The organism is Streptomyces sp. NPDC046915 (assembly GCF_040644935.1).
In the GTDB taxonomy this organism is placed as follows: Bacteria; Actinomycetota; Actinomycetes; order Streptomycetales; family Streptomycetaceae; genus Streptomyces.
The window spans coordinates 979,827-992,944 of the sequence record NZ_JBEYXB010000001.1 but is presented as its reverse complement, the minus strand read 5'-3'; the positions used below and the strand labels follow the sequence as shown (position 1 = coordinate 992,944).

The 13,118-nt window shown below is 73.6% G+C and carries 16 protein-coding genes; 9 read left to right on the top strand and 7 right to left on the bottom strand.

Features of this window, described 5'->3' with window-relative positions; all coding sequences use genetic code 11:
* Positions 1–4 precede the first annotated feature (4 nt).
* Together ABZ915_RS04430 and ABZ915_RS04425 are read left to right on the top strand one after the other, a co-directional pair.
* Positions 5–982 carry an aminoglycoside phosphotransferase family protein gene (locus ABZ915_RS04430; protein ID WP_361795535.1) on the top strand — a complete coding sequence of 326 codons (978 nt, stop codon included), beginning with the start codon at positions 5–7 and terminating at the stop codon, positions 980–982.
* Between the two features lie 84 nt (positions 983–1,066).
* Entirely contained in the window at positions 1,067–2,359 is a 1,293-nt protein-coding gene (locus ABZ915_RS04425; protein ID WP_361795532.1) for an ROK family transcriptional regulator, read from the top strand.
* 28 nt (positions 2,360–2,387) lie between these two features.
* Here ABZ915_RS04425 and ABZ915_RS04420 read toward each other — a convergent pair whose 3' ends face one another.
* Both ABZ915_RS04420 and ABZ915_RS04415 read right to left on the bottom strand, forming a co-directional pair.
* Complete coding sequence (locus ABZ915_RS04420; RefSeq protein ID WP_361795529.1) at positions 2,388–2,627, bottom strand: hypothetical protein; 240 nt, start codon at positions 2,625–2,627, stop codon at positions 2,388–2,390.
* Between the two features lie 62 nt (positions 2,628–2,689).
* Positions 2,690–3,721 (bottom strand): SDR family oxidoreductase, encoded by a 1,032-nt coding sequence (locus ABZ915_RS04415; RefSeq protein WP_361795526.1) that lies wholly within the window; start codon positions 3,719–3,721, stop codon positions 2,690–2,692.
* Between the two features lie 168 nt (positions 3,722–3,889).
* Here ABZ915_RS04415 and ABZ915_RS04410 point away from each other — a divergent pair, with 168 nt between their 5' ends.
* Complete coding sequence (locus tag ABZ915_RS04410; protein ID WP_361795523.1) at positions 3,890–4,726, top strand: alpha/beta hydrolase; 837 nt, start codon at positions 3,890–3,892, stop codon at positions 4,724–4,726.
* Between the two features lie 239 nt (positions 4,727–4,965).
* Here ABZ915_RS04410 and ABZ915_RS04405 read toward each other — a convergent pair whose 3' ends face one another.
* The 3 genes from ABZ915_RS04405 to ABZ915_RS04395 form a co-directional block, all read right to left on the bottom strand.
* Positions 4,966–6,183 carry an aromatic acid exporter family protein gene (locus ABZ915_RS04405; protein ID WP_361795520.1) on the bottom strand — a complete coding sequence of 406 codons (1,218 nt, stop codon included), beginning with the start codon at positions 6,181–6,183 and terminating at the stop codon, positions 4,966–4,968.
* Between the two features lie 61 nt (positions 6,184–6,244).
* Positions 6,245–6,907 (bottom strand): HAD family hydrolase, encoded by a 663-nt coding sequence (locus ABZ915_RS04400; protein WP_361795517.1) that lies wholly within the window; start codon positions 6,905–6,907, stop codon positions 6,245–6,247.
* A gap of 83 nt (positions 6,908–6,990) precedes the next feature.
* Entirely contained in the window at positions 6,991–8,028 is a 1,038-nt protein-coding gene (locus ABZ915_RS04395; protein WP_361795514.1) for a PHP domain-containing protein, read from the bottom strand.
* Positions 8,029–8,171: 143 nt separating this feature from the next.
* On the opposite strand from ABZ915_RS04395, the gene ABZ915_RS04390 reads away from it, so the two are divergent.
* Together ABZ915_RS04390 and ABZ915_RS04385 are read left to right on the top strand one after the other, a co-directional pair.
* Complete coding sequence (locus ABZ915_RS04390; protein ID WP_361795511.1) at positions 8,172–8,981, top strand: SDR family oxidoreductase; 810 nt, start codon at positions 8,172–8,174, stop codon at positions 8,979–8,981.
* 70 nt (positions 8,982–9,051) lie between these two features.
* Positions 9,052–9,303: a hypothetical protein gene (locus ABZ915_RS04385; protein WP_361795508.1), complete on the top strand. Its 252-nt coding sequence runs from the start codon at positions 9,052–9,054 to the stop codon at positions 9,301–9,303.
* Between the two features lie 3 nt (positions 9,304–9,306).
* Here ABZ915_RS04385 and ABZ915_RS04380 read toward each other — a convergent pair whose 3' ends face one another.
* Both ABZ915_RS04380 and ABZ915_RS04375 read right to left on the bottom strand, forming a co-directional pair.
* A complete protein-coding gene (locus ABZ915_RS04380) occupies positions 9,307–10,560 on the bottom strand; it encodes a family 16 glycosylhydrolase (RefSeq protein WP_361795505.1) in 1,254 nt (417 codons plus the stop codon).
* A 95-nt stretch (positions 10,561–10,655) separates the two neighbouring features.
* On the bottom strand, positions 10,656–11,213 hold the full coding sequence (locus ABZ915_RS04375) for a VanZ family protein (RefSeq protein ID WP_361795502.1): 558 nt from the start codon (positions 11,211–11,213) through the stop codon (positions 10,656–10,658).
* A 285-nt stretch (positions 11,214–11,498) separates the two neighbouring features.
* On the opposite strand from ABZ915_RS04375, the gene ABZ915_RS04370 reads away from it, so the two are divergent.
* From ABZ915_RS04370 to ABZ915_RS04355, 4 genes are read left to right on the top strand one after another with little or no spacing between them, the layout of a single operon-like run.
* The gene (locus tag ABZ915_RS04370; RefSeq protein WP_361795499.1) at positions 11,499–11,678 is read left to right on the top strand and encodes a hypothetical protein; all 180 of its coding nucleotides are present in this window, start codon (positions 11,499–11,501) and stop codon (positions 11,676–11,678) included.
* Positions 11,675–12,127 carry an MrpF/PhaF family protein gene (locus tag ABZ915_RS04365; RefSeq protein WP_361795496.1) on the top strand — a complete coding sequence of 151 codons (453 nt, stop codon included), beginning with the start codon at positions 11,675–11,677 and terminating at the stop codon, positions 12,125–12,127. Before ABZ915_RS04370 ends, ABZ915_RS04365 begins: the two co-directional genes overlap by 4 nt.
* Positions 12,120–12,380, top strand: a complete 261-nt coding sequence (locus ABZ915_RS04360) for a hydrogenase subunit MbhD domain-containing protein (RefSeq protein ID WP_361795493.1) — start codon at positions 12,120–12,122, stop codon at positions 12,378–12,380. The genes ABZ915_RS04365 and ABZ915_RS04360 overlap by 8 nt, the downstream gene beginning before the upstream one ends.
* The gene (locus tag ABZ915_RS04355; protein ID WP_361795490.1) at positions 12,377–13,117 is read left to right on the top strand and encodes an MnhB domain-containing protein; all 741 of its coding nucleotides are present in this window, start codon (positions 12,377–12,379) and stop codon (positions 13,115–13,117) included. Before ABZ915_RS04360 ends, ABZ915_RS04355 begins: the two co-directional genes overlap by 4 nt.
* Position 13,118: the final 1 nt, after the last annotated feature.

Here is a 13,118-nt window from a genome sequence, read left to right as displayed (position 1 = left end):
CACGGTGGTGGACTCCTGGGAACGGGCCCGGCGCGCCCTGGAGGGCTCGGGCATCCCTCCCGGCCGCCTGGCCCACCTGCGCCCACTGGACGGCGGCACCTACAACTCGGTCGAGGAACTGCGGCTCACCGACGGCCGCCGCTATGTGCTCAAGGTCGCGCCGGACGCCCCCGGGCTGCGCCACGAGCAACGGCTGCTCGTCTCCGAGGCCGAGTTCTACCGCGGCGCCGCCGAGGCCGGCGTGCCGGCACCACGCCTCGTGGCCCTGGGCGCCGACACGGCCGTACGCCATCTGCTGATGACGGCCTGTCCGGGCGAACCCTGGGACGGCTCGGTCACCGAGACCGAACGGGCGGCCCTGCGTACGGAGCTGGGCCGCCAGGTGGCCCGTCTGCACCGGGTGACCGGGCGGGGCTTCGGCTATCCGTCCGGAGCGCTCGGCCCCCTCGCCGGTGACTGGCGGACCGCGTTCACCGCGATGCTGGACGCCGTCCTGGACGACGCCCGCCGTTACGGGGCCCGGCTGCCCCGCCCCGCCGACGAGGTGGCCCGCGTCGTCGGGGCCGCCTACGGTGCCCTCGACGAGGTCACCGTGCCGGGCCTCGTCCACTTCGACCTGTGGCCGGGCAACATCCTGCTGGACCGCTCGGCGGGGGAGGTGCGCATCGGCGGACTGATCGACGGTGAGCGCATGTTCTGGGGCGACCCGCTGGCCGACTTCGTCTCCCTGGCGCTGCTCGGGGACATCGGGAAGGACGAGGCCTTCCTGGCCGGCTACCGGGAGGCCGGCGGGCGGGTCGGCTTCGACACCGCGGCCCGCCTCCGGCTCGCCCTCTACCGTGCCTACCTCTACCTGATCATGCTCACGGAGACCGTCCCCCGCGGGGCGGACGAGGGCCGGCGGCGCCGGGTCCAGGAACGGGTCGCGCCCGAACTCGTGGCGGCCCTGGACGAAATCATGGAACTCCCTCTTAGCTCATAGCATGAACTAAGGGTTGGACGAATGTCGCGCCGAGCCCGCCCGCGGAGGTATGTTGCAGGTCGGGCAGGGTTCGGGAGGAGCCACATGGCGGGGCGGAACGGGCGTACGGTACGCGACCTCAGGCGGGGCAACCGCACGGCGGTGCTGCAACGGCTGTACTTCGACGGCCCCCTCAGCCGCTTCGAGCTCGGCCCGGCGACCGGGCTGAGCTCCGGCTCGGTCAGCAACGTGGTCGCGGACCTGGTCGCCGACGGGCTGGTCGAGGAGGCCGGCAGCGTCGACTCCGACGGCGGCCGCCCCCGCACCCTGCTGCGGGTCGCCCCGGACAGCGGCCACATGATCGGCGTCGACGTCGGCGAGACCCGCGTCCGCGTCGAGCTGTTCGACCTGACCCTCACCGAACTGGCCCGCGCCGAACGCCCCTTGACCCGGCAGGGATACGACGTCGACGGCATCGTCGGTCACATCCGCGACGGCGTCGCCGAGGTCCTCGCGGGCGCGCGGACCGCTCCCGAGCGGCTGCTCGGGGTCGGGGTCGGCGTCCCAGGCATCGTGGAGCACACCGCCGACCGGGGCGCCGTGGTGCACGGGCAGACCATCGGCTGGGACGCCGTACCACTGGAGTCCCTGCTCCGCTCCGGCTCCCAGCTCCCCGACACCGTCCCCTACTTCATCGACAACGGCGCCAAGACCCTCGGCCAGGCCGAGATGTGGTTCGGCGCCGGGCGCGGCGCCCGCAACGCGATCGTGGTGCTGTTCGGCTCCGGCGTCGGCGCCTGCCTCGTCACCCCGGAGGTGGAGCACGGCCGGGCCGTCGAGTGGGGGCATCTGACGGTACGGGTGCGCGGACGCCGCTGCCGCTGCGGGGCGCCCGGCTGCCTGGAGGCCTACGCGGGCGCCGAGTCGCTGCTCGACCGCTGGCGGGAGGAAGGCGGACACCCGCCGGAGGGCACCGACGAGGAGACCGCGCTCACCGCGATGCTCGCCGCCGCCTACCCGCCCGAGGGCACGGCCGCCGACCCGGTCGCACTCGCTGTCCTGGAGGAGACCGCCGAGTACCTCGGCGCCGGCCTGTCCGACCTGATCAACCTGTTCCAGCCCGAGCGGATCCTGATCGGCGGCTGGGCCGGGCTCCAGCTCGGCACCCGCTTCCTGCCCGCCGTACGCCGCCATGCCGCCACGTACGCGCTGCGCCACCCGGCCGAGAAGGTCACCATCGACCTCGGCCGGCTCGGCCCCGACGCGGTCACGGTGGGCGCGGCGATCCTGCCGCTGGCCGACTTCTTCGCGCGCGGCGGCCGACGCGAGGAGCCGACCGCCGAGGACCGGCTGCCGGCCTGGCGCAGGGCACTGCGGGAGCGGGCACCCGACGCGTGAGGACGGGCACCCGCCGGGGGCTCGGGGCTCAGGCCGAGGGCTCGTCCGGTACGGGATGCTCGGTCTGCTCCGTCCCCGAGCGCGGCGCTCCCTGCCGCCCGGTTCCGGCCTCGTCGGTGTCGGGCACGTCGTCCTCGGCGGTGTCGTCGAGACCCTCGCCCGGCGCCGGATCCCACGGGTCCTCGACCGGTCGCGCCTGCTGGTCCGGCAGGTCCCGCGGCACGGGGTGGGTCTCGTCCCCGGGTTCTTCGTGGCGGTCGTCGGCCACGGCGTCCTCCCTCGGGTCGTTGCGCGGCGGGTACGAGTACCAGCCCTGTGACCTGCGAAACCTCAGCCGACCTTGTGGCCCCGCAGCGGCTCGGTGCCGGCCCCCGCGCCCTGCTGGAACCCGCTCAGGAACTCCTGGAGCACGTCCGTCGCGGTGCGCTCCGGCCGCCAGCCCAGCTCGGTACGCGCGCGCGTGCAGTCCATGATCGGCAGCCGCAGCACCGCGTCGAACAGGTGCGGGGAGGCCGGCACCAGGTGCAGCCCCCAGGCTGCGGCGATCGCGGACCGGGCCGCGGTACGGGGCAGCCGTACCGGACGGGTGCCGAGCATCCCGCTCAGCAGCTCGGCGTCGACCGGCGGTTCGGCCGCCAGGTTGTAGGCGCCCCGGGCATCCGGCCGGCGCAGCGCCATGCGGTACGCCTCGGCCGCGTCGTCGGTGTGCAGCGCCTGCACCCGCAGCCCGGGTATGTCCGGCAGGAAGCGCATCAGCTCGGGACGGGCCAGCGGGCCCGGCAGGAAGCGGCCGGCGAAGATCCGGCGCTGCTCGCTCGCCGACTCCCGCTTGAAGAGGAAGGCCGGGCGCATCCGCACCACGCGCACATCGGCGTGGTCCCGCTCGAAGATGTCCAGGGCCCGCTCCAGATAGGCCTTCTCACGGCAGTACGCGGCGTCCGGCCAGCCGTGTGTCGGCCACGACTCGTCCACCGCGTAGTCCTTCGGCCCCGGTGAATAGGCGCCGACCGACGAGGCGTGCACCAGCACCGGCACCCCCGCCGCGGCCACCGCCTCGAACACCCGGATGCTCCCGAGTACGTTGGTCCGCCAGGTCTTCGCCGGGTCGTGCGTCGGCTGGAACGCCCACGCCAGATGGACCACCGCGTCGGCCCCCGCGAAGCGCTCGGCGAGATCGGCCTGTTCCGACGCCACGTCGACCCGGGACCACTCGGTCTTCGGGGGCATCCACTCCGGCGTCCGGCGGGCCAGCCCCCGCACCCACTCGACCTGCGGATCCTCCGCCAGCAGGCGCACCATGCTGGTACCGACGTTGCCGGTGGCGCCCGTGACCACGACCTTGCTGCCCGCTGCGCTGCTCACCTTCGGCTCCTCTCGGTGGCGGCTGACGGCCGGAGCTCCGAGTACCCGGTTCGCCGGCCATGCACGCGGCCGGGCGCCGGTCATTACACGTGAGGTAATCGACCCCGGCCGCCGGAGCCGGAACCATCGAGGACGTACCCACCCCACCGGATTCCAGGAGGACGTTCCATGCCGTACTTCGAGAGCCCCGTCGACGGTGTACGCCTGCACTACGTCGACTACGGGCCCGCCGCCGGCCCGGTGATCGTCTTCGTGAACAGCGCCTGGCTGGGCACCGAGCTGTGGGAGTTCCAGATGCTGCCGCTGGCGGCGGCGGGATACCGGTGCGTCAGCATGGACCGGCGGGGACACGGACGCTCCGACGACGTGTGGGGCGGGTTCGGCCTCGACAGCCTCGCCGACGACCTGCGGGGACTCCTCGACCACCTCGGCCTGCGCGAGGTCACGATGGTGGGTCACTCGCTGGGCAGCGTCGAGGTGGTGCGCTGCCTGACCCGGCACGGCGACGACCGGGTGGCCCGGGTCGCCCTCGTCAGCGGCATCGCGCCCGGCGTGGTCCGGACGGCCGACAACCCGGACGGGGTGGACCCCGCCGACGCACGCGCCGCCAACGAGGTCCACCGGCGCGACCGGGCGGGCTACTACGAGGACGGAGCCGACCAGTTCTTCGGCATCGGCCTGCCCGGCATCGAGGTGTCGCCGGCCTTCCGGCGCCACATCATCGACCGTTGCCTGGCCACCACCCCGCACGCGTCGATCGCCGTACAGGACCTGGCCGTCGCGGTGGACGTCACCGCCGAGATGCCCAAACTGCGGATGCCGGTGCTGGTGGTGCACGGCACGCACGACTTCTCGGCACCACTGGACGTGACCGGCGCCCGCTCGGCGCGGCTCGTGCCGGACGGCACGCTGAAGGTCTACGAGAACGCGGGCCACGGCCTGCCGTTCACCCACGGCGAGCGGCTCACGGCGGATCTGCGGGCGTTCGTCGACGGCGGGGCATGACCGGGCCGGACATGAGAGAGCCCCGACCGGACGGGGGAAGACCGGTCGGGGCAGCCATGTGGTGGGCACGGATGGCGGTCGCCTCTCGGCGAAAGGCTCCACAGGGCTTCAGCCGAACGATCGTCCCTGTGGGCAAAAGGTGAGGCCCGGGGACACTGTCCCATCCGCACCCACGGTCGGTTCAACGGAGAACCACCGGAGGTTGTTCCGGTGTGTGCCGTCCTGTGCGGTGATGTGTGTCACCGTCCGGACTCGCCGGTGGTGTGGGGAACGGTCTCCGCCCACAGGTTCTCGGCCTGGAGCAGGAGCGAGCCGAGGACCGCCGCCCGGGGCGCCTCCCAGCCGGCGTGCTCCCGCAGGCCCTCCTGCAACTGCCGGCGCAGCTCCCGGCGCGCCTCATCGGTGTCGTCGTCCTGCCGGGCGCCGGAATCCCCGTCGGAATCCCGTTCGGCACATCCGGCGGAACCCGCGTCGGGCCGCCCGTCCAGCAGACGGCCGCCCTCCACGTGGCAGGCCCGCGCGATCAGCTCCAGCAGATCCGCGTACGGCTCCAGCAGCGCCGGGTCCGGAGCCGTGGCCGTACGGCCGTCGTCGGCGGCGACCACCAGCGTCCGGGTCAGGGCGCGCACATGACCGGTGACCCGGCTCCACCGGTCGTCCTCCGCCTCCGGCGGCACGTCCGACGGGACCCGGCCCAGGGCGTGCAGGGCCCGGTCGGTCAGCCGCAGGCTCTCCCGGCTCCAGCCGCGGGCCGAGCGCAGCGACTCCAGCCGGTCCTCGAGCCGGCCCGAGCCGTGCGACCAGTCGGCCGCGGCATCGGCGTCCCAGTCCCCCCGGCGGAGACCGGCGGCGATCTCGCACAGCACGTCGCCCGCCTCCCGGGCCAGCGCCGCGAGGTTCTCCCGTACGTCCCGCAGATGGATCGGCGGCAGCACGAACGCGTTGACGGCCACCCCGATCACCGCGCCCAGCGCGGCCAGGCCCACCCGGTGCCCGACCGAGGCCGCCGTGAGGCTGCCGGGGGCCAGGGCGAACACCGCCGTGGTGGCGCCGTAGATCCCCTGGTCGCCGAAGCGCGACCAGTTCGCCAGCAGCATCAGCACGGGCAGGGACACGGCGAGCGCGCCCAGCGTGTTCCCGGTGAGGGCCTGCGCCGCCGAGGCCAGCAGCGTACCGGCGCAGATCGCGGTGACCTGCTGGGCGGCCTGCCGCAGCGAGCTGTACACCGTGGCCTGCACCATGACCAGCGCCACCCAGGGCGCCATCAGGGCCAGCGGGTCGCCCAGCAGGTCGCTCGCCACCACCCAGGCCAGCAGCGCGGCCCCGGCGGCCTTGAGGGACTGCACCATCAGGTCCCGTTCCCGGCCCGGGCCGCGCCAGGCCGCGCGGGCGGACCGGCCGACGCCTCGCACGCCCTGGCGCAGCGCCTGCCGGGGAGTCCGTGTCACGCTCGTCATCCGGTACGGGTATCCCAAGATCGCGGTTCCTCAGCAGCGGAGTCCGGGCTCCGGGGCGTGCTCAGGCCAGCGGGCTGTCGCCCAGGGAGGCCAGCAGGTGCGCGGGATCGTCGTAGACCGCCTCCGCGCCGGCCTCCTCCAGGTCGGCCCGTGGAATGCCGCCGCACAGGACGCCGACGCAGCGCACCCCGGCCCGTCGGCCGGCCCGCATGTCCCACACCGTGTCGCCCACGAACACCGCCCGCTCCGCGGGCACCCCGGCCAGCTCCAGCGCGTGCTCGACGGGCTCGGGCGCGGGCTTGCCCCGCTCCACGTCGTCGGCGCTCGCGGTGGCCGTGATGGCCTCGTCCGCGTCGATCGCCCGGCGCAGCGCGCCCAGCTCCGCGCCGCTCGCCGAGGTGGCCAGCACCACCGTCCAGCCGTCCCCGTGCAGGCGCCCGAGCAGTTCCCCGGCGTCCCGGAGCGCGGGCAGCCGGTCGAAGTACTGGCCGTACAGCGCCTTGTGCGCGGCGCTGAGCTCATCGTCCCGGTCCTTGTCGCGGTCGTCGCCGAGCAGATGGGCGATCAGGTCGGTGGAGCCGAGCCCGACGGCCCGGTGCACGGCGTGCATGGGCACGTGGTGGCCCGCCTGCCGAAGGGCCTCCCACCAGGTCACGACGTGCAGGTGGTTGGTGTCGACGAGCGTTCCGTCGACATCGAAGACGGCGGCACGGTCACGGTCCATCCGGGGGCCTTTCTCTCGTGTGCGTCTCGTCTGTCCTGTGCGTCTCGTCTGTCCTGTGCGTCTCGCCTCGCCCGGGTACCACGTCAGGAACCCGCCACTCCGGACGGCGTACGGCGCTCCCTCGTCCAGGCCAGCAGTTCGTCCATGGACCAGGTGGTCACCACCCGCTCGGCCGGCACTTCGCACTCCTCCGCCCGCGCGCACCCGTGGATCTGCCAGTCCAGCTGGCCCGGCGCGTGCGCGTCGGTGTCGACGGAGAACAGCACGCCCGCCTCGACCGCCCGCCGCAGCAGCCGCCGGGGCGGGTCCAGCCGCTCCGGGCGGGAGTTGATCTCCAGGGCCGTGCCGGTCTCGGCGCAGGCGGCGAACACCTCGTCCGCGTCGAACTCCGACTCCGGCCGTCCCCGTCCGGTCACCAGCCGTCCGGTGCAGTGGCCGAGGACGTCGGAGTGCGGGTCGCGGACGGCGGCCACCATGCGGCGGGTCATCGACCGGGCGTCCATGCGCAGTTTGGAGTGCACCGACACCACCACCACGTCGAGCCGGTCGAGCAGCTCCGGCTCCTGGTCGAGCGAGCCGTCCTCGAGGATGTCGCACTCGATGCCGGTCAGCAGCCGGAACGGGGCCCAGGTCTCGTTGAGCTCCGCCACCACCGTCAGCTGTTCGCGCAGCCGCTCGGGGGACAGACCGCGTGCCACCGTCAGCCGGGGGGAGTGGTCCGTGAGCACCGCCCACTCGTGGCCGAGCCCGGCCGCGGCCCGGCCCATCTCGTCGATCGGGCTGCCGCCGTCGGACCAGTCCGAATGCAGATGGCAGTCGCCGCGCAGGAGTGCCCGCAGCCGCTCGCCGCCCCGCGCGAGCGGACTCTCCGCCTCGGCCTCCAGCTTCCGCAGGTAGTCCGGAGTCTCTCCGGCCAGCGCCTCGCGCACGACCTGCGCGGTCTTCGGGCCGACGCCCTTGAACGACTCCAGCGTCCCCGCCGACGCCCGCTCGGCCACCTCCTCGCCAGGCAGTGCGGCAAGGACCCGGGCGGCCGTGCGGAAGGCACGTACCCGGTAGGTCGGCGCCATGGCCCGCTCCAGCAGGAAGGCGATCCGGTCCAGTGCCTCGACGGGATCCATGCCGCCTCCGCTTCCTCTTCCTCGGGTGCTCCTCCAGGGTTCCCCAGCGGCGCCGGGGCCGCACGGCGGCCTGCCGGTTTGCCCGGTTCGCACCCGGGTACTGCGGTGCTCCGTCCACCTGCCCCACGTGGAGGAGGCCTGTCATGACCGCTCCCGCCGCACCGCGCTCCCCGGTGGCCGTGATCACCGGCGCCGACTCCGGCATCGGCCGCGCCACCGCCGTCCGCCTGGCCCGGCAGGGCGTGGACATCGGCATCACCTGGCACACCGACCTCAAGGGCGCGGAGGAGACCGCCGAGGAGGTGCGCGCCGCCGGGCGGCGGGCCGTCGTGACGCAGATGGACCTCACCCGGCTGCCCGGCGCCGCCGGTGCGGTCGACGAGCTGTGCGACCGGCTCGGCCGGCTCGACATCCTGGTCAACAACGCCGGTACGGGGACCTCGACGCCCTTCCTCGACCTGGAACCGGACACGGTGCGCGAGGTCATCGACGTCGACCTGCTCGGCCCCTTCCTGTGCGGGCAGCACGCGGCCCGGCACATGATCCGGCAGGGCGACGGCGGCCGGATCGTCAACGTCACCTCCGTCCACGAACACCAGCCCCGGGTGGGCGCGGCCCCGTACTGCGCGGCCAAGGGCGGCCTCGGCCTGCTCACCCAGGTCATGGCGCTGGAACTCGCCGAGTACGGCATCACGGTCAACGCCGTCGCCCCCGGCGAGATCGCCACGCCGATGACCGGCCAGGAGGACACGGACCCGTACACCGAGAGCCGCCCCGGCCTGCCGCTCGGCAGGCCGGGCGACGCCCGGGAGGTCGCGGCCGTCATCGCCTTCCTGACGGGCCCGGACGCCTCCTACGTCACGGGCGCCTCCTGGGCCGTCGACGGCGGCATGCTCCGGATGGGCCCGATGGCCGGCTCGCACCTCGGGAGCGACGACTGGCGGCGCCCCTGAGCGTCCTCGGACCGCTCGACGGCGGTCGCGGACGACACGTCGGGGCGCCGCGCGTTCTACGCTGAATTGCATGACCGAACAAGCAGTGCCCTATATGTCCCACCCGCGGATCCTGGTGCACGCGGTGATGCGCGGGAAGCCGGGTGACCCGCCCTTCCGCATCGTGGAGATAGACGGGCAGGTGGTCGGTGAGGCGCACGCCGTCACCGACGTTCTGGAAGCCGCCGCCGCGTACGGCATCACGGTCCACGACCTGGACGACCCGGACGTGGTCCGCTGGGTGGGCGGCGGCAAGTTCACCTGGGCCCCGCGCTGGTCGTAGGGCTCAGCCGACCGTCCACTTCTGGTTGGCGCCGCCCGAGCAGGTCCAGATCTGGAGCCGGGTGCCGTTGGCGGAGTTGTTGCCCGTGACGTCCAGGCACTTGTTCGCCTGAGGGTTCACGATGTCGTTCGCCGAGGAGACGGCCCATTTCTGGGCGGCGCTGCCGTTGCAGTCGTAGAGCTGGACCGTCGTGCCGTCCGCGGTGCCGCCGCCGGTGACGTCCAGGCACTTGCCGAGCGCCCGGATCGTGCCGTCGGCGCCGACCGTCCACTGCTGGGCCGCGGTGCCGTTGCAGTCGTACAGCTGTACGGGCGTGCCGTTGGCGGAGTTCGCCCCGGCCACGTCCACACACTTGCCGGCCAGGCCCCGGATGGCGGAGCCGGTTCCGGTGCTGCCGGTCGTCACCGACACCGAGTCCACCACGAGCTGCTGCGGGAACGAGGTGGAGCCGTCCGGGTCGCCGGGCCAGTAGCCGCCCACGGCCAGGTTGAGTATCAGGAAGAACGGCTTGTTGAACACCCACGTCCTGCCGCCCAGGTCGGCGGGCGTGCGCCGCTGGTACACGTTCCCGTCCACCGACCAGGTGATGGAGTCGGGTGCCCAGTCGACGGCGAAGGTGTGGAAGGCGTCCGCGAAGGCCTGGCCGCCCGGGAGGGAGTAGGCCGCTCCGATGCCGCCCGAACCGGAGTAGCCGGGGCCGTGGATGGTGCCGTGCACGGTCGAGGGCTCGAAGCCGACGTTCTCCATGACGTCGATCTCGCCCGAGTCCGGCCAGTCGACCGGGGTGCCGAGCATCCAGAACGCGGGCCACATGCCCTGCCCGCGCGGGATCTTCATCCGGGCCTCCACGTGCCCGTACTGCGCGTTGAACTTCCCGGAGGTGTTCAGCCCGGCCGAGGTGAACTGGCAGCTGCCGTACCAGCACTGGTAGCCGGCCGGGTTCTCGCGCCGCGCGGTGATGACCAGGTGGCCCTGTCCGTCGAGGGCCGCGTTCCTGGTCCCGGACGTGTAGTACTGCCGCTCGTGGTTGTTGACGTTGTCGCCGGTCTCGGTCTGCCACTTGGAGGAGTCGACCGCGGCGCCGGCGGGCCCGTCGAAGGAGTCGGAGAAGGCGACGGCGGCGGCGACGGGCGCACCCGCGCGGGACGTGCCCGCGTCGGAGGCGTCCGCCCGGGCGGGGCCGACGGCGGCGGACGCCGCCAGGACGGCCGACAGGGCGGCGAACAGACATCTGCGGAGCAGGCGTGGGGAGGCCACGACTCTCCTTCCGTGGGGGGTGGATGCGTCGCCACTTGATTTAAGAAGTGAGGTAAGCCCCCGTCAATAGATTGGTACGGACCGGCTCCGGTCGATCACTGTTTCCGTACGCGCGCGTGCACCGTTCGCCCGAGCCGTCGTCCCAGGAGCAGGTAACCGACCAGCGCCCCGCTGGTGTTGAGGATGACGTCGTCCACGTCGAAGGCGCGTCCGGTCACCAGCGTGCCCTGTGCCAGCTCCACCAGCAGCATGACGAGCGCGGTGAGCAGCAGCACCTTCAGTAGTCCGCGTGCCCTCGGCGCGAGGATCGGGACCAGCACGCCGAACGGGATGCCCAGCACCACGTTCCCGCCGATCTGCTTGACCGCGTCGCGCAGTTCGGGCTGGTCCAGGTACGCCTTCAGGGATCGGCCCGGATGCAGGTTGGTGTGCGTGAGGGACACCGACGCCGGGGACGGCTGGAGGGTGAGCCGCGCCAGGACGATGGCGAACGCCACCATGAAGACGAAGGCGACGAGCATCGCCAGCAGCCGCACCGGCAGCGGCAGGGCGTGGTGCTCGGCCTTGGCCGCACGGCCCGCCTTCGCCTTGGTCCGGCCGGTGCGTGCGCGGCCCGCCCTGAGGGTGCGCAGGCGTGCGGCAGTGATACCCATCCGGTGTCCTCCAGTCTTCAACTTCCCTGCGTCGTAGGCCGGTTACCCGCGAACCGTCCGGGGATGCCGTCCCCGTGGCGCTGGGGCCGCGCCCGACCGGCGGTTTCCGGACGTGCTCCCGGGGCACTCCGGGCGGAGACCCGCGCGCCGCCGCCCGCTCCGGCACGGTCGGTGCTTGGATGCCGTGAATGGCAACAAATGATAATAATCGACCACAAAAAGCGAATGTCGGGCAAGTGGGCATCGTCTGACGCACCATCAACCGGCGGCCCGAGGAGGTGGCGTGTGAACCGGCGTACGGTCCTCCTCGCTGTCGGCGAGTGGCTCGCCTGGTGGGCCGGGCTCGTCCTGCTCTGGCTGGTGCTGATCAGCACCGTCTACCCCCTGGAGTGGGCGGTCGGGGCGGGCGCGGCGGCCGTCACGGCCTGCGCGGCCCGGGCCGCGCGACGGGCGGTGTGGCGGTGAACGGCTGGATCCTTGCGGCGGCCGTCCTGCTCGCCGCCGGAGCGGGCGCGGCCCTGTGGGGCGTGGCCACCGGCCCGCTGCGGCGCCGGGTCATGGCCCAGAACCTGATCACCTCGGCGGTCTGCCCCTGCCTGCTGCTCCTCTCCCAGGGCTACGGCCGCCCCGCCTACGTCGACCTGGCGCTGCTGCTGGCGCTGCTCGGCCCGGTCGGCACCCTCGTCTTCGCCCGGCTGCTCAGCGACGAACTCGAGGACGACCGGCCGCGGGCCTGGGGGCCGACCTGGGCCGCCGCGGTCCTCGGCGCGGCCGTCGTGGCCGTCCTGTGCGCGGCCACCGGACCGGGCCGCGCCATGGTCAAACTCCTCGTCGTCGGCGCCCTGCTGATCGGCGGCAACCTGGTCGCCTCCCGCGCGCTGTCCGGCGGAGTGCGGGGGGTGCGGCGTGGCTGACGTGGTGATCGTCGTCGCCCTGCTGCTGGTGGCCGCCGCCGCGACCGCGGCCGTGGCCACCCGTGACCCGGCCCGGCAGGCCCTGGTGCTGTCCGTCCTCGGGGTGCTGCTCGCCGTGCTGTTCACCGTGCTCCAGGCCCCCGACGTCGGCCTGTCCCAGCTGGCCGTCGGCTCCGCGCTGACCCCGCTGCTGGCGATGCTGTCGGTGCGCAAGGTGCGGCGGCGGCCCCGGGCGAAGGACGGCGACCGGTGACCCGGCGCGCTCGGCTGTGGCTGCTGGCCGTGGGCGGCGCGGGCCTCGCCGCCCTGCTCGTCGCCGCCTGCTTCGACCTGCCGGCCTTCGGCGGCCGCCGGCACCCGTACGGCGAGCGGGCCGTGCACGCCTCCCTCGCCCGGCACATCGCCAACACGATCTCCTCCGTCAACTTCGACCAGCGCGCCTACGACACCCTCGGCGAGATGACCATCCTGTTCGGCGCCGTGCTGGGCTGCGTGGTCCTGCTGCGCCAGACCCGGGACGAGCACCGGGCCCGCCCCGAAGCCGCCGACGTGGCGATGCCGGTACGCCGCTACGCCCTGATCGTGCTGCCCGTCGCCCTGCTCTCGGGCCTCTATGTGATCGCCCACGGCCAGCTCAGCCCCGGCGGCGGCTTCCAGGGCGGCGTGGTCGCCGCGACCGCCCTGCACCTGCTGTACCTCGGCGCCGACTACCGCGCCCTCGAACGCGTCCGCCCGGTCGCCGTGTTCGAGGTCGCCGACGCGCTCGCCGCCTCCGCCTACCTGGTGCTCGGCCTCGCGGGCCTGCTCGCCGGGACCGCCTTCCTCGCCAACACACTGCTGCCGTACGGCACGTTCAACACGCTGTCCTCCGGCGGCACCGTCCCCCTGCTGAACGCGGCCATCGGCATGGAGGTCGCCTGCGCGGTCGTCGTACTGCTCGCCCATTTCCTGGACCAGGCCGTCGAGATCGAGGAGGAGAGCGGGAGTTGAG